This is a genomic window from Rhizorhabdus histidinilytica (genome assembly GCF_900167915.1).
GTDB lineage: Bacteria > Pseudomonadota > Alphaproteobacteria > Sphingomonadales > Sphingomonadaceae > Rhizorhabdus > Rhizorhabdus histidinilytica.
In genome coordinates this window covers 41,490-62,390 of the sequence record NZ_FUYM01000010.1, presented here as the reverse complement: position 1 = coordinate 62,390, position 20,901 = coordinate 41,490, and the positions used below count along the sequence as shown (strand labels likewise).

Annotated in this window: 19 protein-coding genes and 1 other RNA gene; 10 read left to right on the top strand and 10 right to left on the bottom strand. The window is 69.5% G+C overall.

Annotated elements, in window-relative coordinates; all coding sequences use genetic code 11:
• Positions 1 to 13: 13 nt before the first annotated feature.
• Positions 14 to 967, bottom strand: coding sequence for an aldo/keto reductase (locus B5X82_RS19590; RefSeq protein ID WP_079649862.1), 954 nt, complete (start codon positions 965 to 967; stop codon positions 14 to 16).
• A gap of 24 nt (positions 968 to 991) precedes the next feature.
• The gene (locus B5X82_RS19585; RefSeq protein WP_079649861.1) at positions 992 to 2,077 is read right to left on the bottom strand and encodes a mannose-1-phosphate guanylyltransferase/mannose-6-phosphate isomerase; all 1,086 of its coding nucleotides are present in this window, start codon (positions 2,075 to 2,077) and stop codon (positions 992 to 994) included.
• A gap of 165 nt (positions 2,078 to 2,242) precedes the next feature.
• On the opposite strand from B5X82_RS19585, the gene B5X82_RS19580 reads away from it, so the two are divergent.
• From B5X82_RS19580 to B5X82_RS19565, 4 genes are all read left to right on the top strand, one after another.
• The gene (locus tag B5X82_RS19580) at positions 2,243 to 3,631 is read left to right on the top strand and encodes a TIGR03013 family XrtA/PEP-CTERM system glycosyltransferase (protein WP_079649860.1); all 1,389 of its coding nucleotides are present in this window, start codon (positions 2,243 to 2,245) and stop codon (positions 3,629 to 3,631) included.
• Between the two features lie 5 nt (positions 3,632 to 3,636).
• Entirely contained in the window at positions 3,637 to 5,787 is a 2,151-nt protein-coding gene (gene prsK / locus B5X82_RS19575) for an XrtA/PEP-CTERM system histidine kinase PrsK (protein WP_223811052.1), read from the top strand.
• A complete protein-coding gene (gene prsR, locus B5X82_RS19570; RefSeq protein ID WP_079649859.1) occupies positions 5,784 to 7,139 on the top strand; it encodes a PEP-CTERM-box response regulator transcription factor in 1,356 nt (451 codons plus the stop codon). The genes prsK and prsR overlap by 4 nt, the downstream gene beginning before the upstream one ends.
• A gap of 107 nt (positions 7,140 to 7,246) precedes the next feature.
• Positions 7,247 to 8,071, top strand: a complete 825-nt coding sequence (locus B5X82_RS19565; protein ID WP_079649858.1) for an ATP-binding protein — start codon at positions 7,247 to 7,249, stop codon at positions 8,069 to 8,071.
• Between the two features lie 159 nt (positions 8,072 to 8,230).
• Here B5X82_RS19565 and B5X82_RS19560 read toward each other — a convergent pair whose 3' ends face one another.
• Genes B5X82_RS19560 through B5X82_RS19550 form a run of 3 tightly spaced genes read right to left on the bottom strand, consistent with a single transcriptional unit; the run spans position 8,231 to position 10,634 of the window.
• Entirely contained in the window at positions 8,231 to 9,649 is a 1,419-nt protein-coding gene (locus B5X82_RS19560) for a sensor histidine kinase (protein WP_079649857.1), read from the bottom strand.
• Positions 9,636 to 10,298 (bottom strand): response regulator transcription factor, encoded by a 663-nt coding sequence (locus B5X82_RS19555; RefSeq protein ID WP_079649856.1) that lies wholly within the window; start codon positions 10,296 to 10,298, stop codon positions 9,636 to 9,638. Before B5X82_RS19555 ends, B5X82_RS19560 begins: the two co-directional genes overlap by 14 nt.
• Positions 10,299 to 10,331: 33 nt before the next feature.
• Positions 10,332 to 10,634 carry a PepSY domain-containing protein gene (locus tag B5X82_RS19550; RefSeq protein WP_223811051.1) on the bottom strand — a complete coding sequence of 101 codons (303 nt, stop codon included), beginning with the start codon at positions 10,632 to 10,634 and terminating at the stop codon, positions 10,332 to 10,334.
• Between the two features lie 95 nt (positions 10,635 to 10,729).
• Between B5X82_RS19550 and B5X82_RS19545 the strand changes: the two genes are divergently transcribed.
• Positions 10,730 to 12,508, top strand: a complete 1,779-nt coding sequence (locus B5X82_RS19545; protein WP_079649855.1) for an ABC-F family ATP-binding cassette domain-containing protein — start codon at positions 10,730 to 10,732, stop codon at positions 12,506 to 12,508.
• 164 nt (positions 12,509 to 12,672) lie between these two features.
• On the opposite strand, the gene B5X82_RS19540 is transcribed toward B5X82_RS19545, so the two are convergent.
• Positions 12,673 to 12,957, bottom strand: a complete 285-nt coding sequence (locus tag B5X82_RS19540) for a chorismate mutase (protein ID WP_079649854.1) — start codon at positions 12,955 to 12,957, stop codon at positions 12,673 to 12,675.
• Positions 12,958 to 13,096: 139 nt separating this feature from the next.
• Here B5X82_RS19540 and B5X82_RS19535 point away from each other — a divergent pair, with 139 nt between their 5' ends.
• The 3 genes from B5X82_RS19535 (at position 13,097) to B5X82_RS19525 (ending at position 17,112) form a co-directional block, all read left to right on the top strand.
• A complete protein-coding gene (locus B5X82_RS19535; RefSeq protein WP_079650007.1) occupies positions 13,097 to 14,122 on the top strand; it encodes a polyprenyl synthetase family protein in 1,026 nt (341 codons plus the stop codon).
• Positions 14,123 to 14,295: 173 nt separating this feature from the next.
• Entirely contained in the window at positions 14,296 to 16,755 is a 2,460-nt protein-coding gene (hrpB, locus tag B5X82_RS19530) for an ATP-dependent helicase HrpB (RefSeq protein WP_079649853.1), read from the top strand.
• Between the two features lie 57 nt (positions 16,756 to 16,812).
• Positions 16,813 to 17,112 (top strand): ETC complex I subunit, encoded by a 300-nt coding sequence (locus B5X82_RS19525; protein ID WP_079649852.1) that lies wholly within the window; start codon positions 16,813 to 16,815, stop codon positions 17,110 to 17,112.
• An 88-nt stretch (positions 17,113 to 17,200) separates the two neighbouring features.
• On the opposite strand, the gene B5X82_RS19520 is transcribed toward B5X82_RS19525, so the two are convergent.
• The 4 genes from B5X82_RS19520 to B5X82_RS19505 all read right to left on the bottom strand — a co-directional run bounded on the left by B5X82_RS19520 (position 17,201) and on the right by B5X82_RS19505 (position 19,953).
• Entirely contained in the window at positions 17,201 to 17,728 is a 528-nt protein-coding gene (locus tag B5X82_RS19520; RefSeq protein ID WP_079649851.1) for an NUDIX hydrolase, read from the bottom strand.
• Positions 17,725 to 18,405 carry a TPM domain-containing protein gene (locus tag B5X82_RS19515; protein WP_079649850.1) on the bottom strand — a complete coding sequence of 227 codons (681 nt, stop codon included), beginning with the start codon at positions 18,403 to 18,405 and terminating at the stop codon, positions 17,725 to 17,727. The genes B5X82_RS19520 and B5X82_RS19515 overlap by 4 nt, the downstream gene beginning before the upstream one ends.
• Positions 18,405 to 19,187 (bottom strand): TPM domain-containing protein, encoded by a 783-nt coding sequence (locus B5X82_RS19510; RefSeq protein WP_223811050.1) that lies wholly within the window; start codon positions 19,185 to 19,187, stop codon positions 18,405 to 18,407. The genes B5X82_RS19515 and B5X82_RS19510 overlap by 1 nt, the downstream gene beginning before the upstream one ends.
• Positions 19,188 to 19,359: 172 nt before the next feature.
• Positions 19,360 to 19,953 carry a LemA family protein gene (locus B5X82_RS19505; protein ID WP_012049641.1) on the bottom strand — a complete coding sequence of 198 codons (594 nt, stop codon included), beginning with the start codon at positions 19,951 to 19,953 and terminating at the stop codon, positions 19,360 to 19,362.
• Positions 19,954 to 20,087: 134 nt separating this feature from the next.
• Between B5X82_RS19505 and mscL the strand changes: the two genes are divergently transcribed.
• Complete coding sequence (gene mscL, locus B5X82_RS19500) at positions 20,088 to 20,516, top strand: large conductance mechanosensitive channel protein MscL (RefSeq protein ID WP_079650006.1); 429 nt, start codon at positions 20,088 to 20,090, stop codon at positions 20,514 to 20,516.
• A gap of 11 nt (positions 20,517 to 20,527) precedes the next feature.
• Positions 20,528 to 20,870, top strand: a transfer-messenger RNA (tmRNA) gene (ssrA, locus tag B5X82_RS19495).
• The last annotated feature ends 31 nt before the right edge of the window (positions 20,871 to 20,901 follow it).

Below are 20,901 nucleotides of genomic sequence, written 5' to 3'. Positions count from 1 at the left end.
GGCATCTTTCCCGTCAGGCCGGCGTCGCCGCCGCGTCGAGCGCGGCCTTCTGGTCGGGCGACAGCTTGAGCGTCAGCGCCGGCAGCAGGCTCTCGACCTGCGCGACGCTGGTGGCGCTGGCGATCGGTGCGGTGATGCCGGGGGTGGCGAGGATCCAGGCGATCGCGATCTGCGCCATGGTGGCGCCGGTCTCGGCCGCCACCTGGTCGAGCGCCGCAAGCACGGCGTCGCCGCGCGGGTTGAAATAATCGCCCAGCCATTGCGCGCGGGCGCCGCCCCTGATGTCCTCGGGCCTGCGATATTTGCCGGTCAGGAAGCCCCCGGCCAGCGCATAATAGGACAGCACGCCGATTCCGCGATCCAGGCAGAATTGCCGATAGGCGGCGGGGAAGCGGTCCGCGGTCATCAGGTTGAAATTGGGCTGGATCGCGCCATAGCCGACGAAGCCCTCGCGCGCGGCGATGTCGAGTGCGGAAGCCAGCCGCTCCTGCGGGAAGTTCGATGCGCCGATCGCACGGACCTTGCCTGCCCTCACCAGCCTGTCGAATGCCTCGGCGACCGCTTCCTGCGGCACCGTCTCATCGTCGACATGCGCATATTCGAGGTCGATATAATCGGTCTGCAGCCGGCGCAGCGACGCCTCGACCCCCGCCGCGATCACCGTCGGATCGAGTCCGGTCCGCCCGTCGATCGGCAGCAGGCCGACCTTGGTCGCGACCTGGATGCGGTCGCGGTTGCCGCGCGCCTTCATCCAGGCGCCGATCACCGTCTCGGACTCGCCGCCCGCCTTGCCGGCGAAGGCCGAATAGACGTCGGCGGTGTCGATCGTGGTGATGCCCGCCGCCGCGAAGGCGTCGAGGATCGCGAAGCTCGTCGCCTCGTCGGCGGTCCAGCCGAACACGTTGCCGCCGACGACCAGCGGCGACACCGACAGGCCGGTGGCGCCCAGCGCGCGTTTCTCGAACATGGGGTGCTTCTCCTCGATTGCGGGTCAGAAGGGGGTGTCGAGCGTCTCGTGCCCCCTGGCCTTGAGCGCTTCGACGATCTTCTTGACCTCCTGGCTGCTGCCGCGCGGCAGGATCATCACCGCGTCGCGCGTCGCCACCACGATCAGGTCGCTGATGCCGGCGGTAGTGACCACCGGCCCCTCGCTGCGGATCAGGCAGCCGCTCGTGTCGATCGACACGACGTCGCCCTGCACGACGTTGCCCTGCTCGTCGGGAAGGCCGAGCAGGTGCAGCGCGTCCCAGCTGCCGACGTCGGACCAGCCCATCTCGACCGGCACCACGGCGACCCGGTCGGCCTTCTCCATCACCGCATAGTCGATCGATTCCGACCGCGCCGACAGGAAGGCCTCGGCGGCCGGAATGACCATGCTGCCGTCGCGCGCGGCCTCCGCCAGCGACGCGCGCACCGCCGCCAGCATCTCGGGCTCGAACCGGTCGAGCGCGGCGAGATAGGCATCGGCGCGGAACAGGAAGATGCCGCCGTTCCAGCTGTAATTCCCCTCGGCCAGATAGGCGCGGGCGCGGTCCAGGTCGGGCTTCTCGACGAAGGCGTCGACCTTCTGGACGCCCGGCGCGATCGCCGCGCCGCGGCGGATATAGCCATAGCCCGTCTCGGGCGTGTCGGGGGTGATGCCGAAGGTGACGAGCCAGCCGTCGCGGACCAGCGGCATCGCCGCGGCGATCGCCGCGTGGAAGGCGGCGACGTCCTCGATCACATGGTCGCTCGGCATCACCAGCAGCGGCGCATCGGGCGCCGATTCCAGCGCGGCCAGCGCGATCGCGGGCGCGGTGTTGCGACCCGCCGGCTCCAGGATGATCGCGGCCGGCCGGTCGTGCCGGAGCTGGGCCGCGATCTCGGCGGCGTGGAGCGCGTTGGTGACGATGATCGATGGCCCGAAGCGCGCCCGGTCGGCGCAGCGTTCGGCGGTCATCTGCAGCATCGTCCGCTCGCCGGTCAGCGCCAGGAGCTGCTTGGGTTTGCGTGACCGCGACAGCGGCCACAATCGGGTTCCGGACCCACCCGACAGGATGACGGGGGTTATCAAGGTGGTGGAAATGGCGGGCTCCATGGTCCAGAAGGGGCAGGTCGTTATCAGATAGCAAATGGTCGAGCGGCAAGGGGGTTTCATGGCTGCGCGAATGAAGGGCTGTTTGGGGACGCGCCTGTCGACGCGCCGGGCCGGCGCCGCTTCGCAACGCGCCCTTCCGCGCCCTTCCGGACAGACGCCTGGGCAATGCTGAGGGTCTTCAAACATTATATCGCCTATCCAGTGCTGCTTCTCTGCGTGGTCGATTTCGCGGTGCTGCTGCTGGTCGCCGAGGCGGGCTGGGTGTTGCGCCTGCGGCAGATCGGTGCCGATCCGGGACCGGTGTGGAACCGGCTGCCCCAGCTGCTGACCTTCGCGCTCGCGATCCAGGCGCCGATGATCGGGGTCGGCGTCTATGCCGCGGAGTCGATGCAGACCTTCCGCTTCGCCGCGGCGCGGCTGCTGGTCGCGATCTCGCTCGGCGTCATCCTCATCTCGGTGCTCCACTTCATCTCGCCCGGCATCACCCTGTGGCGGTCCAACTCGCTCTACTCGATGGTGCTCGCCGTCGTGCTGCTGCTGATGGTGCGCGTCCTGCTCGGCGGCTTCGTCAGCGGCGACAGGTTCAAGCGTCGTATCCTGCTGCTCGGCGCCGGGCACCGCGCCAAGCGGGTCGCGAACCTCGAGAATCGTGCTGGCTCGAGCTTCCTGATCGCCGGCTGCGTCGACATGAAGGACGCGCCGCCGCAGATCGAGACGGCGATCTCCCGCACCGACGTCGACAGCCTCGCCGGCCTGGTCGAGAAGACCCAGGCGAACGAGGTCGTCCTCGCCCTCGACGAACGCCGCAACACCGTGCCGGTCGATGCGCTGCTGCGGCTCAAGACCACCGGCGTCCACGTCACCGACATCTCCGACTTCCTCGAACGCGAGACCGGGCGGATCGACCTCGACACGGTGCGGCCCTCCTCGCTGATCTTCTCCGATGGCTTCTCCTCGGGTCGCGAGCTGTCGATGGTGCTCAAGCGCGGCTTCGATCTGCTGCTCAGTGCCTTCCTGCTGATCCTCGCCGCGCCGATCATCCTCGTCACCGCGATGCTCGTGAAGCTCGACAGCCCCGGCCCGGCTTTCTACCGTCAGGTCCGTGTCGGCCGCTTCGGCGAGACCTTCGAAATCCTCAAGCTCCGCTCGATGCGGCAGGACGCGGAGGCCGGCGGCGCCGCGATCTGGGCGCAGCAGGGCGACCCCCGCGTCACCCGTATCGGCCGGATCATCCGCCTGATCCGCGTCGACGAGCTGCCCCAGCTCTGGACCGTGCTGAAGGGGCAGATGAGCTTCGTCGGGCCGCGCCCCGAGCGCCCCGAATTCGTCGCCGAGCTCGAACGGCAGATTCCCTTCTATGCCGAGCGCCACATGGTGAAGCCCGGCATCACCGGCTGGGCGCAGATCAACTATCCCTATGGCGCCAGCCTCGACGATGCGCGGCACAAGCTCGAATATGACCTCTACTACACCAAGAACTACAGCCCCTTCCTCGACCTGCTGATCATCCTCCAGACGATGCGCGTCCTGCTCTGGGCCGAAGGCGCCCGGTAGCTCCCATGGCGCGGGGGCTGGAAGCCGCGATGCTGGCGCAGCAGACGGAGCTTCCGCCCGTCTACGCCGCCAGCCTGCCCGAACCGGTGATCCTCGCCGCGACCCAATGGGGCCATGGCCTTGCCGCCTTCATGTTCGCGGCGCTGGTCTGCTGGCAGGCGACGGTGCGCAGCGGCGGGCCGCGCCGCGTGGCGCTGACCCTCGCCTGTGCGCTCACCGCGCTGTGGTGCGTGCTCGTCGCGCGCTACGGCGCGGGCGGCATATCGTCGAGCGTGGCGAAGAGCCTCGCCGACATCGCCTGGCTTGGCTTCCTCTTCGCCCTCCAGCCGCCGCTCGCGGCGGGACGGCGGCGGCCGGCGATCCTCGCCATCTACGGCTTGCTCGGGGTGCTGCTCGTCGCGGCGATCGTGATCAAGCTGCTGCCGCTCGGCTTCGCCGGGAGCCCGCGCATCCAGGCCGGACTGTTCCTGACCGGCCAGTCGCTACGCGTCGCCAGTGCGATCGGCGGCCTCTGCCTGCTCCATAATCTCTACACCGCCGCCTCGCCGGAGGCGCGCTTCGGGCTCGGCTCGCCGATGCTGGCGCTGGCGGTGATGTGGACCTTCGATCTCAACCTCGCGACGGTCGCCTATCTGATCAACGGCTGGCCGACCGGGCTGTTCGGGCTGCGCGGGATCGTGATGGTGCTGATCGCGCCGCTGCTGGTGACGGTCAGCCGTCTCGCCACGCTCGATAGGATGCGGGTATCGCGCGCCACCGGCTTCCAGACGCTGACGCTGGTGCTGAGCGGCGCCTATCTCGCGGCAATGGTGCTTGCCGCCCGGCTGCTCGCCGTGGTCGGCAAGCTCGCGCTGCTGCCGCAGCTCACGGTGGCTGCGGTCTTCGTCGCCTTCGCCCTGTCGCTCTTTCCGTCGAGCCGCTACCGCCAGCGGCTCAAGAAGACGCTCGGCCGCCAGCTCTTCCAGCATCGCTACGACTATCGGCTCGAATGGCGCCGCTTCACCGAGACGGTCGGTCAGCCCGGCGAGGACGCGCCGCCGCTCGCCGAGCGGACGGTGAAGGCGATCGCCGACATCTTCGATTGCCCCGGCGGCCTGCTGATGCTGTGCGGCCCGGATGGCGGGCTGGAGGCCTCGGCGCGATGGAACTGGCCGTCGCTCGATCCGCCGCTTGCCGCCGCGGGCACCGGCCTTGCGCAGCACCTCCAGGCCGATGGCGTCGTCGAGGTCGAGCGGCTGCGCCGGGGCGAGGAACCCGAGGCGGCGGCGCTGGTTCCCGCCTGGATGGTCGAGGAGGAGGAGGCCTGGGCGCTGGTGCCGCTGATCCATTTCGACCGGCTGGTCGGCGCGGTGCTGCTCGAACGCCCGCGCGAGCCGCGTCTGCTCGACGACGAGGATCACGACCTGCTCCGCGTGGCCGGGCGGCAGGTCGCCAGCTACCTCGCCGAGGCGCGGGGGCAGGAGGCGTTGTCGGACGCGCGCCGCTTCGACGAGTTCAACCGGCGCTTCGCCTTCATCATGCACGACATCAAGAATCTGGTGAGCCAGCTCAGCCTGCTCGCCCGCAACGCCGAGCGCCATGCCGACAAGCCCGAGTTCCGCGCGGACATGATCGACACGCTGCAGAATTCGGTCGGCAAGATGAACGACCTGCTCGCGCGCCTGTCGCAGCACCACCGCGCCCGACCCGACGAACCCGCCCCGCATTCGCTGCGCACGCTGGTGGAGGAGGTGGTCCGCGATCGCTCGGGCGGCCATGGCCTCCGCATCGTCGGCCGCGACGACGTGATGGCGACGGTCGATCCCGACCGATTCGAACAGGCGCTCGGCCACCTCGTCCAGAACGCGATCGACGCGAGCGACCCGGCCGCGCCGGTCGAGATCGTGATCGGCCGCCGTGGGCTGGAGGCGGTGGTCGAGGTCGTCGATCGCGGCTGCGGCATGTCCGCCGAGTTCGTCCGCACCCGCCTGTTCCATCCCTTCTCCTCGACCAAGGATGGCGGCTTCGGCATCGGCGCCTATGAAGCGCGCGCGCTCGTCACCGGCATGGGCGGCCGGCTGGAAGTGCAGAGCCGTCCCGGGGAGGGAAGCCGTTTCACCATCGTCCTGCCGCTGACCGCGCTGCTCGGCGGAGACCTGTCGAAGGGAACCGCATGAGCACCGCCAAGCCCCGCCTCCTGATCGTCGAGGATGACGAAGGGCTGCAGAAGCAGCTCCGCTGGGCCTATGAGGATTATGAGGTGATCTCCGCCACCAACCGCCAGGCCGCGATCGACGCGCTGCGCCATTATGAGCCGGCGGTCGTCACCCTCGATCTCGGCCTGCCGCCCGATCCTGACGGCACGACCGAGGGCTTCGCCACGCTCGACGCGATCCTGTCGCTCAAGCCCGATACCAAGGTGATCGTCGCCTCGGGCCATGGCGCGCATGAGGGGGCTCTCCGGGCCGTGGCCGCCGGCGCCTATGACTATTACCACAAGCCCATCGACATCGACGAGCTGGGGCTGATCGTCGCCCGCGCCTTCCATCTCCACGGGCTGGAGCAGGAGAATGCCCGGCTCCAGGCGCAGGGCGGCGGCGATGCCGAGGACGACCTGCTCACCAACGATCCTGCGATGCTCAAGGTCGTCCGCACGATCGAGCGGGTCGCCAACACCGACGTCTCGGTGATGCTGCTGGGGGCGAGCGGCACCGGCAAGGAGGTGCTCGCCCGGCTGCTTCACAAGACGAGCAAGCGCAGCGGCGGCGCGTTCGTCGCGATCAACTGCGCCGCCATTCCCGAGAATCTGCTCGAGGCCGAACTGTTCGGCTATGAGAAGGGCGCCTTCACCGGCGCGATCAAGACCACCGAGGGCAAGATCGAGCAGGCGCAGGGCGGTACGCTGTTCCTCGACGAGGTCGGCGACATCCCGCTGCCGCTCCAGGTCAAGCTGCTGCGCTTCCTCCAGGAACGGGTGATCGAACGGATCGGCAGCCGCAAGGCGATCGCGGTCGATACGCGGATCGTCTGCGCGACCCACCAGGACCTCGACGCGATGATCGCCGAGACGCGCTTCCGCGAGGACCTCTATTACCGCCTTGCCGAGATCGTGGTCCGCATCCCGCCGCTTGCGCAGCGGCCCGGCGACGCGCTGCTGATCGCCCGGGCGCTGCTCAGGAAGCTGGCGCGCGAGATGGACTCGCCGGTCAAGGGCTTCGCCCCCGACGCGCTCGCCGCGATCGACGGCTGGCGCTGGCCCGGCAACGTCCGGGAGCTGGAGAACAAGCTCAAGCGCGCGGTGATCATGGCCGACGGCAAGCTGGTGACCGCCGACGATCTCGACCTGACCCCGGACCGGGAGGATGGTGGCTATCTCAACCTGAAGGCCGTCCGCGAAACCGCCGACCGCGCCGCCATCACCCGCGCCCTCGCCCGCAGCGAAGGCAATATCTCCAGCGCCGCCAAGATGCTCGGCATCAGCCGGCCGACCTTGTACGACCTGCTGCGTCAGTACGGGATCGAGGCGTGAGGCAACCTCGTCATCCCGGCGAAAGCCGGGATCTCCCTGCCTTCTCCGCGCTGAAGAAATGAGATTCCGGCTTTCGCCGGAATGACGCGGGAGGTATCGGCCCGACCATGACCGACGCCGCCATCCTCGCCCGCATCGCCGACGCCCTCGAACGGATCGCGCCGCCGCCCGCGCCGCATGCCGATCCGGCGGCGCATCCCGCTTATGTCTGGCGCGACCATGGTCTTGCCGCGGCCCGCGTCTTTTCGCCGCTGCCGCTCGACCTGCTGACCGGGGTCGACTCCCAGAAGGCGGCGCTACTCGACAACGCGCGACGGCTGGCGACCGGCGCGGCCGCGCACGACGTGCTGCTGTGGGGCGCGCGCGGCGCGGGCAAGTCGGCGCTGGTCAAGGCGACTGTCGGCGAGTTGCGCGGGCAGGGCCACGACGTCGCGCTGATCGAGATCGCCGGCGAGCGGATCGAGGAGCTGCCGCGCCTGTTCGCGCTGATCGCCGACGTGCCGCGCGCCTTCGTCCTGTTCCTTGATGACTTGGGCTTCGACGACGCAGCCGGCGGGCAGGGCCCGCGCCTGCTGCGTTCGATGCTCGAGGGCGGCGCCGAGGCGCGGCCGGCCAACGCCCGGCTCCACGTCACCGCCAACCGCCGCCACATCGTCTCGCGCGACCTGCGCGAGCAGGACAGCCCGATCAACCCGCGCGACGTGGTCGACGACAAGCTCGCGCTCGCCGACCGCTTCGGCCTGTCGCTCGGCTTCCACGTCTGCGACCAGGACACCTATGTCGCGATGGTGAAGGGCTATGCCGATCGCTATGGCCTCGCCTTCGAGCCCCTCGACGCGATCGCCTGGGCCACCCAGCGCGGCAGCCGCTCCGGCCGCGTCGCCTGGCAATATGTCGTCGAGCTGGCGGGGCGGGCCGGTAAGGGGATTTAACGGACCCGCAGGGTCCGCAAGGCCGAACGGCCGCCCGAGCTTATGCGAGGATCGAAGCCGGTCCGCGGACTGCCGGGGCAGTCCGTAGGCGGAGATCGGCTCGCATAGCGAGCCGTGGGCCGGGCGGAGGCCCGGCGCCCGGCGTCTGAGGGCAAAAAACTAAACAGCCGCCGGCAACCGCACCCTGATCTGCAACCCGCCGAGATCCTCGCTCTCCTCCAAGGCGATCGTGCCGCCATAGATGCCGATCACGTCGCGGACGATGGCGAGGCCGAGGCCGGTACCGGGCTTGCCGGTGTCGAGACGCGCGCCGCGCTCGAACAGCTTGCCGCGCTCGGTCTCGGGGATGCCGGGGCCATCGTCCTCGATCAGCAGCTCGACCCAGTCCGCCTTGCGGCCGTTGGGAAGGTCGGTCGCGACCCGCGCGACGGTGACGAAGACGCGGCCCTGGCCATATTTGGCGGCATTCTCGATCAGGTTGCCGAGGATCTCGTCGAGGTCCTGTCGCTCGACATGGGCGACCGCCTTCTGGTCGCCGGCCAGGTCGACCGTGACGTGGCGGTGCATCCGCGCCATCGCCCGCTCGACCGCCTTGAGCGACGGCCAGATCTCGGCGCGCGCCTGGGCATTGGCGCGGCGGCCGACCGCGCGGGCGCGGGCGAGGTGGTGGTCGACCTGGCGGCGCATCGTCACCGTCGTCCGCACCACCGTGTCGGCCAGGCCGGGATTGTTCGCGGTCGCCTCGTTCATCAGCACGGTCAGCGGCGTCTTGAGCGCATGGGCGAGGTTGCCGGCATGGCGCCGCGCCTCCTCGGCCTGGCGTTCGTTATGGGCGAGCAGCTCGTTGAGCTCCTCGACCAGCGGGCGGACCTCGTTGGGGAATTTGGCGTCGATCCGCGCGCTGACCCCCGAGCTGACCGCCGCCACCGCCCGGCGCAGCGTCCGGAGTGGCCACAGCCCGTAGGTCGCCTGGAGCGCGGCGAGAATCAGCAGGCCGAGGCCGAGGATCGCGAAGGAGCGCACCAGCGTCCGCCGCAGCACCGCGATCTGGTCATTGAGCCCGGCGCGGCTGGCTGCGACCTGGAAGCGCCATTCGGTCGCGGAGCCCGGCAGCCGCACCTCGCGGTCCAGCACGCGCAGCGGCTCGCCGTCGAACTCGTCGCTGTCGGCGACATGGAGGGTGCGGCCATGGTGCGGATCGCCCTGGCGCAGCGCCCGGTCCCACAGCGAGCGCGACCGGAACGGCTCGTGCGCGCGGCCCGACACCTGCCAGTAGAGTCCCGAATAGGGTTCCAGGAAGCGCTGGTCGCCGAGCGGCCGGTTGAAGCGGACCTCGCCGTCGGGGCCGATCTCCGCCGAGGCGATCATCGCGTTGAGCACATATTCGAGCTGCGCGTCGAAATTGCGGGTGATCGCCTCGCTCAGCACCCGATCGAGCGCGAAGCCGCCGCCGACCAGCAGCACGCCGATCCACAGCGCCGCGATCGAGATCATCCGCCGGGTCAGCGACCCGGTGGATGCCCTGCCGCCGAGGACCCAGGCGCGCGCTGCCGTGAGGCTCCGCTTAAGACGGATCATCCAGCGAATAGCCCAGCCCGCGGATCGTGGTGATGACATCCTGGCCCAGCTTCTTGCGGATGCGGGTCACGAACACTTCGATCGTGTTCGAATCGCGATCGAAATCCTGGTCGTAGATATGCTCGATCAGTTCGGTGCGGCTGACCACCTTGCCCTTGTGGTGGAGCAGGTAGCTGAGCAGCTTATATTCCTGCGCGGTCAGCTTCACCGGCTCGCCGGCCAGCGTCACCTTGCCGCTGCGCGTGTCGAGCCGAACGTCGCCGGCGGTCAACTCGGACGAGGCGTTGCCCGAGGCGCGGCGGATCAGTGCGCGCAGCCGGGCGATCAGTTCCTCGGTCTGGAACGGTTTGGCGAGATAGTCGTCGGCGCCGGCATCGAGCCCGGCGACCTTGTCCGACCAGCTGTCGCGCGCGGTCAGCACCAGCACGGGCGTGTCCTTGCCCTCGCGCCGCCAGCGGTCGAGCACGGTGAGCCCGTCGACCTCGGGCAGGCCCAGGTCGAGGATGATCGCGTCGTAGCTCTCGGTCGATCCGAGGAAATGCCCGTCCTCCCCGTCGGTGGCCAGGTCGACCGCATAGCCGGCGCCTTCGAGCGTGGCGCGGAGCTGGCGGCCAAGATTAGGTTCATCCTCGACGATCAGGACGCGCATGCATTTCCCTTCTTCGGTCCCCTGGCGGGGCGCTTATTGTCCGACGCGGCCCAGCTCACGCCCGGTGCGGCCGTCCATGTCCATCCATATCACCGAACCGCCACGCTGAAACTTGAATCGATAGCGGCCGGTTCCGGGATCGAATTCGGACCCGATCATCTGGCCGTCGACCCGGCCCTGCGCGCGGGCGCGCATTTCCTGATAGGGAAGATATTGTCCGGACCGGACGCCGGCGCGCAGCGCGTCCTGCTCCGGCACGCGATTCCGGTCCGCCGAGGCGGGGGAGGCGGCAACGACGAGCAACGCCAGCGACAGGGCGGCAAGAGGTTTACGCATTGACATGGGCTATTGGCATAGGGTCAGGGGCTTGAATAGGGCATGAATGTTCGTGTCTCCACAGAATCTCCACAGATGTTGCAGCGCTAAGACACATGTCCGCCCCGATCCTAAGCTATCAGAACCTCGGTCTCGTCCAGGGCAGCGGTTGGCTGTTCCGCGGCCTCGACATCAACATCGCCCCGCGCGACCGGCTGGCGCTGATCGGCCGCAACGGCGCCGGCAAGACCACGTTGCTCAAGTTGCTCGCCGGCCGGATCGATTCCGACGAAGGGCTGCGCACCATCGTCCCCGGCACCCGCGTCGTGCTGCTGGAGCAGGAGCCGTCGATGGCGGGCCACGCCACCCTGCTCGACTTCGCGCTGGCCGGGGCGGACGCCCCGCCCGCGCATGAGGTGGAGGCGATCGCCAGCCAGATCGGCATCGACCTGTCGCGCGATGCGGCGAGCGCCAGCGGTGGCGAGCGGCGCCGCGCCGCGATCGCCCGCGCGCTGGCGATGGAGCCCGAGGTGCTGCTGCTCGACGAGCCGACCAACCATCTCGACCTCGCGGCGATCGAATGGCTCGAATCCTGGCTCGGCCGTTACACCGGCGCCTTCGTCGTGATCAGCCACGATCGCACCTTCCTGACCCGGCTCACCCGCCAGACGCTGTGGCTCGACCGTGGCGGCATCCGCCGCGCCGAGGTCGGCTTCGGCGGGTTCGAGGCGTGGACCGAGAAGGTCTATGAGGAGGAGGCGCGTGCCGCCGAGAAGCTCGACGCCCGGCTGAAGATCGAGGAGCATTGGATGCTGCGCGGCGTCACCGCGCGGCGGCGGCGCAACCAGGGCCGTCTCGCCAAGCTCCACGAGATGCGGGCGCAGCGCAAGGCGATGCTCGGTCCGCAGGGCACCGCCCGGCTCGCCGTCGCCGCCGACGACGTCAAGACCAAGGTGGTGATCGACGCCGAGCATGTCACCAAGGCGTTCGGGGATCGCGTCATCATCAAGGACTTCACCTTCCGGGTGACGCGCGGGGACCGGATCGGCGTGGTCGGCGCGAATGGCGCGGGCAAGTCGACCCTGCTCAAGCTGCTGACCGGCGAGATCGCGCCCGATTCGGGCACGGTGAAGCTGGCCAGGACCCTCGACGGCATCGTCATCGACCAGCAGCGCAAGCTGATGGCGCCCGAGAAGCGGGTGCGCGACGTGCTCGCCGACGGCGGCGACTGGATCGAGGTGCAGGGCGTCAAGAAGCATGTCCATGGCTATCTCAAGGAGTTCCTGTTCGAGCCGGCGATCGCCGACGCCCGAATCGGAACGCTGTCGGGCGGCGAACGATCCCGCGTGCTGCTCGCACGCGAGTTCGCGCGGCCGTCGAACCTGCTGGTGCTCGACGAGCCGACCAACGACCTCGACCTCGAGACGCTCGACCTGCTGCAGGAGGTGATCGCCGACTATGAGGGCACCGTCCTGATCGTCAGCCACGACCGCGACTTCCTCGACCGCACCGTGACGGTGACGCTCGGCCTCGACGGGTCGGGCAAGGTCGACATCGTCGCGGGCGGCTATGAGGATTGGGAAAGGCAGCGCACCGTCCGCGTCGAGGCGAAGAAGCCTGCCGCGCCCAAGGTCGAACCGGCCGCCGCGCCGAAGGCCAGGACCAAGCTCAGCTACAAGGACCAGCGCGACCTGGACCTGCTGCCGGCCGAGATCGAGAAGCTCGAAGCCGCGATCGCGCGCGACGAGGCGGCACTGGCCGACCCCGACCTCTACGCGAAGGACCCGAAGAGGTTCGACGCGCTGATGAAGGCGATCGACGCCGCGAAGGCGAAGAAGGAGGAAGCCGAGCTGCGCTGGCTCGAACTCGCCGAAATGGCCGAGAGCCTCTCCTGATCATTCCTCCCCATGCTGGGCATGGGGGAATGAAGTGGCGCATCCCGACGCCGAGCTGATCGCCGGAGCCCGTCAGGGCTCCGCAAGCGCGCACGCGCGCCCGAGCTCATGCGAGGATAGCCAAGCGGGCGGATGCCCGCGCCGGCGCCTGAGGCTAAACCAAATCAACCATCAGCGCCGGCACGGCGATGGTGGTGGATGACTTCATCGATCACGAAGCGCAGGAATTTCTCCGAGAAGTCGGGATCGAGATTGGCGCTCTTCGCCAGCGCGCGGAGACGGTCGATCTGGATCTGCTCGCGGCCCGGATCGGCGGGGGGCAGGCCGGTGGCGGCCTTGTGCTCGCCCACCGCCTTGGTGATCTTGAATCGCTCGGCCAGCATGAAGATCAGCGCGGCATCGATATTGTCGATGCTCTCGCGGTAGCGATTCAGGATCTCATCGGCCATGCGGCGGCGTTCCCTTTTCCTTGGCGGCATCTTCTATGGGGCCTATCGGGGATCGACTCCGCGCTTGGCAAGCGCCGAGTTCGCCGATCGTGCCGGAATGCGGCCGTTTCCGGTCTTGCGTTTCGCGGCGGTGCGGCCCATGGGCACGCCCATGACCGCGACCGTCACCCCGATCCGCCGCGAGGCGCAGCCTTCGCTCGATCCGATCATGGCGCTCGTCGCCGCCGACATGAACGCGGTCAATAGCGTGATCCTGGCGCGGATGCAGTCGGACGTGCCGCTGATTCCCGAGCTGGCCGGCCATCTGATCGCCGGCGGCGGCAAGCGGATGCGGCCGATGCTGACGCTCGCCTGCGCCAAGCTGCTCGACTATGCCGGGGAACGGCACCACAAGCTCGCCGCCACGGTCGAGTTCATCCACACCGCGACGCTGCTCCACGACGATGTCGTCGACCAGTCGGGCCTGCGCCGCGGCCGCAGCACCGCCAACATGATCTGGGGCAACGCCGCCAGCGTGCTGGTCGGCGATTTCCTGTTCAGCCGCTCGTTCGAGCTGATGGTCGAGGACGGCTCGCTGCGCGTGCTGCGCATCCTGTCGAACGCCTCGGCGGTGATCGCGGAGGGCGAGGTCAACCAGCTCACCGCGCAGCGGCGTATCGAGACCAGCGAGGAACGCTATCTGGAGATCATCACCGCCAAGACGGCGGTGCTGTTCGCCGCCGCCTGCCGCATCGCCGCGGTCGTCGCCGAGCGCGAGGCGGCGGTCGAGGATGCGCTCGATCAATATGGCCGCTATCTCGGCATCGCCTTCCAGCTGGTCGACGACGTGATCGACTATGTCTCGGACGGCGCGACGATGGGCAAGGACGCGGGAGACGACTTCCGCGACGGCAAGGTCACCCTGCCGGTGATCCTCGCTTATGCCCGCGCCGAGGCTGCCGACCGCGATTTCCTGCGCGAGGCGATCGAGGGGCTGCGCAACGAGGACGAGGATCTCGTCCGCGCGACTGGCATCCTGCGCGGCACCGGCGCCCTCGCCGACACCGCCGCCCGCGCCCGTCTCTACGCCCAGCGCGCGATCGACGCGCTCGCCGGCTTTCCCAGCGGCCAGGCCAAGTCCGCCCTGATCGAAGCCGCCCAGTTCGCGGTCGCGCGGGCCTATTGACCGCCTTCCCCCTCCCTTTCAAGGGAAGGGCCGGGGGTGGGCGCGAGCGTAGCGAGCTTGCGCTGATCGTCGCGTAGAACTCCGCCAAGGGGCGTCGAGCCCCTTGGCTCCGTTACCCACCCCCTACGCCCCTCCCTTGAAAGGGAGGGGGAGATAAGGGCAAACCCCTCCCCATGCTGCCGATCGACGCCGTCCTGCCCGATCTGATCGCCGCGCTTCGCGACGGGCCGAACGCCGTGCTCGTCGCGCCGCCAGGCGCGGGCAAGACGACGGCTGTCGCGCCGGCGCTGCTCGGGCAGCCCTGGTGCGAAGGGCAGATATTGCTGCTCTCCCCCCGCCGCCTCGCCGCGCGCGCCGCGGCCGAGCGGATGGCCGAGCTGGCGGGCGAGCCGGTCGGCCGGACGATCGGCTATGCGACCCGGCTCGACGCGAAGCAGTCGGCCGCCACCCGCATCCTCGTCGTCACAGAGGGCATCTTCGTCAACCGCATCCAGGCCGACCCCGACCTGCCCGGCGTCTCGGCGGTGCTGTTCGACGAGGTCCATGAACGCAGCCTCGACAGCGATTTCGGCTTGGCCCTCGCGCTCGACACGCAGGCGGCGCTGCGGCCCGATCTGCGTCTCGTCGCGATGTCGGCGACGCTCGACGGCGAACGCTTCGCCGCGCTGATGGCCACGACGCCGGATGTGCGCGCGCCGCTGGTCGAGAGCGAGGGGCGCAGCCATCCGATCGAGATCCGCCATGCCCCGCGCTCGGCGGAGAAGCGGATCGAGGACGACATGGCCGCGGCGATCCGCCGCGCGCTGGCCGAGGAGACGGGCAGCCTGCTCGCCTTCCTCCCCGGCGTCGCCGAGATCGAGCGCACCGCCGAGCGCCTCGAAGCCGGGCTGCCCGGTGATGTCGTGCTCCATCGCCTGCACGGCGCGCTCGAACCCGCCGACCAGCGCGCGGCGATCGCGCCCGCGCCGCCGGGAAGGCGCAAGCTGGTGCTCGCCACCTCGATCGCGGAGACCAGCATCACCATCGACGGGCTGCGCATCGTCGTCGATTCGGGGCTCGCTCGCCGTCCGCGCTACGACCGCGCGGCGGGGATGACCCGGCTCGTCACCGAACGGGCCAGCCAGGCGGCGGTCGCCCAGCGCGCCGGCCGCGCCGGTCGCCAGCAGCCGGGTGTCGTCTATCGCCTGTGGGAGGCGGCGGCGACCGCCGGCCTGCCCAGATATGATCCACCCGAGATATTGGAGACTGACCTGTCGGCGCTGACGCTCGATTGCGCGCTGTGGGGCGTCGCCGATCCGGGCACGCTGCGCTGGCTCGACCCGCCGCCCGAGGCCGCGATCGGCGAGGCGCGCCAGCGGCTCGCGCGGCTCGAGGCGATCGACGAGGACGGCCGCCCGACCGCGCATGGCCGGGCGATCGCCGCGCTGCCGCTGCCGCCGCGCCTCGGCCATATGCTGATCCGCGCCGCCGAGGGCGGCTTCGCCGAAACCGCCGCCGAGGTCGCGGTGCTCCTGTCCGAACGCGGCCTCGGCGGCTCGGACGCCGACCTCGAACTGCGGTTGCGGCGCTGGCGCGGCGAGCGGGGCAAGCGGGCCGAGGCCGGGCGCCAGCTCGCGGGGCGCTGGGCGCGGCTGGCGGGGAAGGGCGGCCGCGACGACGCGATGATCGCCGATTGCGTCGCGCTCGCCTATCCCGACCGGGTCGCGCGGCGGCGCTCGGCCTCGGGCGAGGACTGGATCTCGCGCGGCGGGCGCGGCTTCCGGCTCGATCCCGCCTCGCCGCTGGCGCGGAACGAATGGCTTGCGGTGGCCGAGATCCAGGGCGCCGCCTCGGGCGCGCGCATCCTGTCGGCGGCGGCGATCGACCCCGACGAGGTCGAGCGATTGTTCGCCGATCATATCGAGGTCCGCCGCACCGCCCGCTTCGATCCGGCGACCGGCGCGGTCGAGGCGCGGCGCGAGCGCCGGTTGGGCGCGATCCTGCTCGCTGCCGGGCGCGACGAGACCGCCTCGCCGGCGATGATCAGCGCCGCGCTGATCGATGCGGTTCGCACCCGCGGGCTCGACCTGATCGACTGGCCCGACGGGGTGGCGGCATTGCGCGCCCGCGCCGCCTTCGCGGCCGAGCAGGGCGGCGAGCTGCCCGACCTGTCCGACGCGACGCTGATGCTTACCCTCGACGACTGGTTCGCGCCGCTGGTCGAGGGCAAGCGGCGGCTGTCGGACATATCGGCGGCCGAGCTGTCCAACGCGCTCCACGGCCTGCTCGGCTGGGACGGGCGGCAGGCGCTCGACCGGCTCGCGCCCGAGCATCTCCAGTCGCCGGCGGGCAGCCGCCACCCGATTGACTATGCGGCCGACGGCGGTCCGGCGGTCGAGGTGCGGCCGCAGGCGCTGTTCGGGCTGTCGGCGCATCCGATGGTCGCCGGCGGGCGCGTGCCGCTCACCCTGCGGCTGACCTCGCCGGCCGGCCGGCCGATCCAGACGACGAAGGACCTGCCCGGTTTCTGGGCGGGAAGCTGGGCCGCGGTCGCCAAGGAGATGCGCGGCCGCTACCCCCGCCATCCCTGGCCCGACGATCCCGCTGCCGCCGATCCGACCCTGCGGACCAAGAAAGCGGCGCAGCGTCCTTGACGGGCCCCGCCGGGCTGCGGCATGGCGCGGTCAACACGGACTCTCGGAAACGGTCACATGGCGCACGCACGTATCTATCAGCGGATCAAGAACGCGATGCAGTCGGGCCGCGCGCGCACCAATAGCTGGGTGCTCGAATATGAGCCGACCGAGCCGAAGCGCCCCGACCCGCTGACCGGCTGGGCCGGATCGGGCGACACCCGCGGCCAGGTCCGCCTGTCCTTCCCGTCGCTGGAGGCCGCGAAGGCCTATGCCGAGCGCGAGGGCCTCACCGCTCATGTCGTCGCGGGGCCGGAGAAGAAGCTCAAGCTCCAGGCCTATGCCGACAATTTCATGGTCGGCCCGATCAACCTCTGAATACCTCGCGTCATCCCGGCGAAAGCCGGGATCTCCCTGCCTTTTCCGCGCTGAAGAGGTGAGATTCCGGCTTTCGCCGGAATGACGTCTATCGTCCGTCCGCCACGATCCCGCCGCCGAGCAGCAGCAGCAGCTTGACGTCGACCATCTTGCCCAGCGCCCGCTGCGCCGCGACGAACTCCGTGACGCCGTCGAGCGGTACGCGATGGACGATGATGTCCTCGCCCTCGACCCCGCCGCCGTCATGCACCCGGTCCAGCCCGGTCGCCCGGACCAGCGTGAAGGTCTCCGACACCATGCCGGGCGAGGAGGAGAATTCGCCGATCTCGTCGATCCGCGCGGCGCGATAGCCGGTCTCCTCCTCCAGCTCGCGGGCGGCGGCGATCTCGACCGCCTCGCCCTCGGTCTCGTCGCCGATCAGTCCGGCCGGAAGCTCGATGCAGGCGCGCTTCAGCGGCACGCGATATTGCTCCACCAGCAGGACATGGCCGTCGTCGATCGCCAGGATCACCGCCGCGCGGATGTTGCGCGCGCGCCCGACATATTCCCATTTGCCTTCGCGCTTGGCCGTGATGAAGCGGCCCTGCCACATGATCTCCACGGGGTCGGCGGTCACAGATAGATCATCCGGTTGGGAATCTCGTCGGGGTCGGTGCCGGTGCGGGGGAAATGCACGGCCAGCACCTCGCCGATCGCGCCCACCGCCGCGACCATGCCGTCGGCCGGGCGGCCCGCCTTGCAGCCGTCGATCAGCAGCGCCATTGCCGCGCCCCAGGCGTCGGGCGACACCTTCGCGACGATCGCCTCGTCGGCGACGATCTCGGCGCGATGTTCGGCCAGCGACAGGTAGAGCAGCACCCCGGTGCGGCTCAGCGTGCGCTGCTCGGTCGAGGCCTTGAACAGCGCGACCGCGCGGGCGCGCACCCGCCGGGTCTTGGTCCGGCCCGGCGTGAACGCCATGCGCAGCGGCCACCAGCCGACGATATAGCGGGTGGCAAGGAACTTGATCGTCGTCGCGAACACCAGCACGGTCATCCACTCGCGCATCGTCCAGACGTGCCAGCCGCCGGTGACGCGATCGAGCAGGCCGATGTAGAATCCCGGAAAGGCCGCGTAGACGGCGAGCGCGAGCAGCGCGACCAGCGCCGCCCAGATCAGCGGCACGTCGTTGTAGCTGTCCGATCGTTCCGAGACGATCGTCGCGATCTCCGCGTCGGAGCGCGCCTCGGCCGCGGTCACGGCGTCGGTCACGCGCCGGATATCGGCCTCGTCGATACGCACGGTCTGCGCCATCACCAGCTCCCCGAGGATCCGCCGCCGCCGAACGACCCGCCGCCGCCCGAGAAGCCGCCGCCGCCACCGCCCCAGCCGCCGCCGGAACCGCCGCCCCAATGATCGTCGCCGCCGCCGCCCCAGCCGGGGCCCCACAGCACGATCGGCCCGCTGCCGCCGCGATAGCGCCGGCCGCCGCCGAAGCGGCTGGCGATGCTCGACCCGACGATGAACAGCAGCACGACGATCCAGAAGATCAGCGCGACGGGCACGCCGCCCTCCTGCTGCTTGCGGTCGTCGGCGACGATCTTCTGCGCGCGCGCCTCGGCCTGGTCGGGGGGAAGCTGGAGGAGCTCGACCAGCGCGTCGGCGCCGGCGGCGATGCCGCCCGCCATGTCGCCGTCGCGGAAGCGCGGCAGGATCTGGCGCTGGATGATCACGCTCGACAGCGCGTCGGTGACGATCGGCTCCAGCCCGTAGCCGACCTCGATCCGCACCTTGCGCTCATTGGGGGCGATGAGCAGCAGCAGCCCGTCATTGGCCTTCTTGTCGCCGATCCCCCAGGCGCGGCCGAGCCGATAGCCATAATCCTCGATCGGCTGATCCTCGAGGCTGGGGACCGTCGCCACCACCATCTGCCGCCCGCTCTGCTTTTCGAGCTGCTCGAGCTTGGCGGTCAGCCCGGCCTCCTGCTCGGGCGAGAGCAGCTTGGCCGCATCGACGACCCGCCCGGTCAACGGCGGGAATGTCTGCGCGAAAGCGGGGACGGCGAGGAAGAGGAGGGCGAGGAGGAGGAAAAACAAAACCCCCCTCCCTTTCAAGGGAGGGGTCAGGGGGTGGGTGGCGAGCGTAGCGAGCCCTCCTCCATCGTGGCGCAAGGCTGCGCCGGAGGCATCGAGCCTCCGGCTCCGCAACCCACCCCTAGCCCCTCCCTTGAAAGGGAGGGGGATATTATAGGAGGGCATTCACCTACCCTCAGAACTGCACCGTCGGCGCCTTGTCCGAACCGGCGCTCGCCTCGAACGGCTGCATCGGCTGCGCGCCATGGAAGACCTTGGCGCCGATCGCGGTCGGGAAGGTGCGGATCAGCGTGTTATAGGCGCGCACCGACTCGTTATAGTCGCGCCGGGCGACGGCGATGCGGTTCTCGGTGCCCTCGATCTGGCTCTGCAGCGCCAGGAACTGGTCGCTCGACTTGAGCTCGGGATAGTTTTCGGAGACCGCCAGCAGCCGGCCCAGCGATCCGCTGAGCTGCGCCTGCGCGTCGGCGAAGGCCTTGACCTTGGCCGGGTCCTGCAGGTCGGCGCCCGAAAGCTGGATGCCGGTCGCGCGGGCGCGGGCGTTGGTGACGTCGGTCAGCACGGTCTTCTCCTGGGCGGCATAGCCCTTCACCGTGTTGACCAGGTTGGGGATCAGGTCCGCGCGGCGCTGATATTGCGCCTGGACGTCGGCCCATTTCGCCTTCGCCTCCTCCTGCGCGGTCGGCACGCTGTTGATGCCGCAGCCGCTGACCGCGATCGCGGCGACGGGGGCGAGCAGGGCGGCGGAAAAACGGCGGTCGATGGTCATATGCGGATCTTCCCTGATATCGACTGTATTAGCCGGCTAGGTAGGCGCAGCGTAACGAACTTCAATGGCCTGCTTGACCTTTATGGCATGGCGGTGATGATCGCGCCACGGCCAAGCAAATGGGGATCGAAAACATGCTTCAGGATTTCAAGGCCTTCATCAACAAGGGTAATGTCGTCGATCTCGCCGTCGCGGTGATCATCGGCGCGGCCTTCGGCAAGATCGTCTCGTCGCTGACCGACGACCTGATCATGCCGTTGATCGGCTATCTGACGGGTGGGCTCGACTTTTCGAGCCACTTCATCCGGCTCGGGGAAATCCCCGCCAACTTCACCGGCTCTGTCACCAGCTATGCCGACCTGAAGAATGCCGGCGTCCCGCTGATCGGCTTCGGCCAGTTCATCACCGTCGCCGTCAACTTCCTGCTCGTCGCCTTCGTGGTGTTCCTCCTCGTCCGCGCGGTCCAGCGCTTCAACAAGGCCGAGGAAGCCAAGCCGGCCGAGCCCGCCGAGGACGTCGTCCTGCTCCGCGAGATCCTGGCCGAGCTCAAGAAGAAGGGCTGACAGGCGACAAGGCCCTTCAAATCCGCTGCGCGCCCTCCTATATCGGGGGTGCCGGGTTCGCCCGGCTATGGCGATAAATGATGTCGTGGAATAGATGCAGCGGACCCGGGGGCAGTACCCGGCGGCTCCACCACAAATCCCGGTCTCCCGGGACTCGTGACGGGGCCGAACCAGGATCGACGTGTATTCAAAGACGATGTTTTTGCCCGGCCTGAATGCGCCGTTAAACCGTTCGAACCTACAAGTGCCAACGATAACGAGGCGCTCGCGATTGCCGCGTAACTGAGTCCTAACGGACGACGTTACAAGGCTTAAGCGCGGTTCGGTCCGCACCGGGCAACAGAAGCGGAATCCAGCGGTTCGGGGAGCACCGGGCAACAGAAGC

Coding starts and splice junctions, on each gene's coding strand:
- B5X82_RS19590 (WP_079649862.1), bottom strand. CDS start 967: ATGTTCGAGAAACGCGCGCTGGGCGCCACCGGCCTGTCGGTGTCGCCG.
- B5X82_RS19585 (WP_079649861.1), bottom strand. CDS start 2,077: ATGGAGCCCGCCATTTCCACCACCTTGATAACCCCCGTCATCCTGTCG.
- B5X82_RS19580 (WP_079649860.1), top strand. CDS start 2,243: ATGCTGAGGGTCTTCAAACATTATATCGCCTATCCAGTGCTGCTTCTC.
- prsK (WP_223811052.1), top strand. CDS start 3,637: ATGGCGCGGGGGCTGGAAGCCGCGATGCTGGCGCAGCAGACGGAGCTT.
- prsR (WP_079649859.1), top strand. CDS start 5,784: ATGAGCACCGCCAAGCCCCGCCTCCTGATCGTCGAGGATGACGAAGGG.
- B5X82_RS19565 (WP_079649858.1), top strand. CDS start 7,247: ATGACCGACGCCGCCATCCTCGCCCGCATCGCCGACGCCCTCGAACGG.
- B5X82_RS19560 (WP_079649857.1), bottom strand. CDS start 9,649: ATGATCCGTCTTAAGCGGAGCCTCACGGCAGCGCGCGCCTGGGTCCTC.
- B5X82_RS19555 (WP_079649856.1), bottom strand. CDS start 10,298: ATGCGCGTCCTGATCGTCGAGGATGAACCTAATCTTGGCCGCCAGCTC.
- B5X82_RS19550 (WP_223811051.1), bottom strand. CDS start 10,634: ATGCGTAAACCTCTTGCCGCCCTGTCGCTGGCGTTGCTCGTCGTTGCC.
- B5X82_RS19545 (WP_079649855.1), top strand. CDS start 10,730: ATGTCCGCCCCGATCCTAAGCTATCAGAACCTCGGTCTCGTCCAGGGC.
- B5X82_RS19540 (WP_079649854.1), bottom strand. CDS start 12,957: ATGGCCGATGAGATCCTGAATCGCTACCGCGAGAGCATCGACAATATC.
- B5X82_RS19535 (WP_079650007.1), top strand. CDS start 13,097: ATGGGCACGCCCATGACCGCGACCGTCACCCCGATCCGCCGCGAGGCG.
- hrpB (WP_079649853.1), top strand. CDS start 14,296: ATGCTGCCGATCGACGCCGTCCTGCCCGATCTGATCGCCGCGCTTCGC.
- B5X82_RS19525 (WP_079649852.1), top strand. CDS start 16,813: ATGGCGCACGCACGTATCTATCAGCGGATCAAGAACGCGATGCAGTCG.
- B5X82_RS19515 (WP_079649850.1), bottom strand. CDS start 18,405: ATGGCGCAGACCGTGCGTATCGACGAGGCCGATATCCGGCGCGTGACC.
- B5X82_RS19505 (WP_012049641.1), bottom strand. CDS start 19,953: ATGACCATCGACCGCCGTTTTTCCGCCGCCCTGCTCGCCCCCGTCGCC.
- mscL (WP_079650006.1), top strand. CDS start 20,088: ATGCTTCAGGATTTCAAGGCCTTCATCAACAAGGGTAATGTCGTCGAT.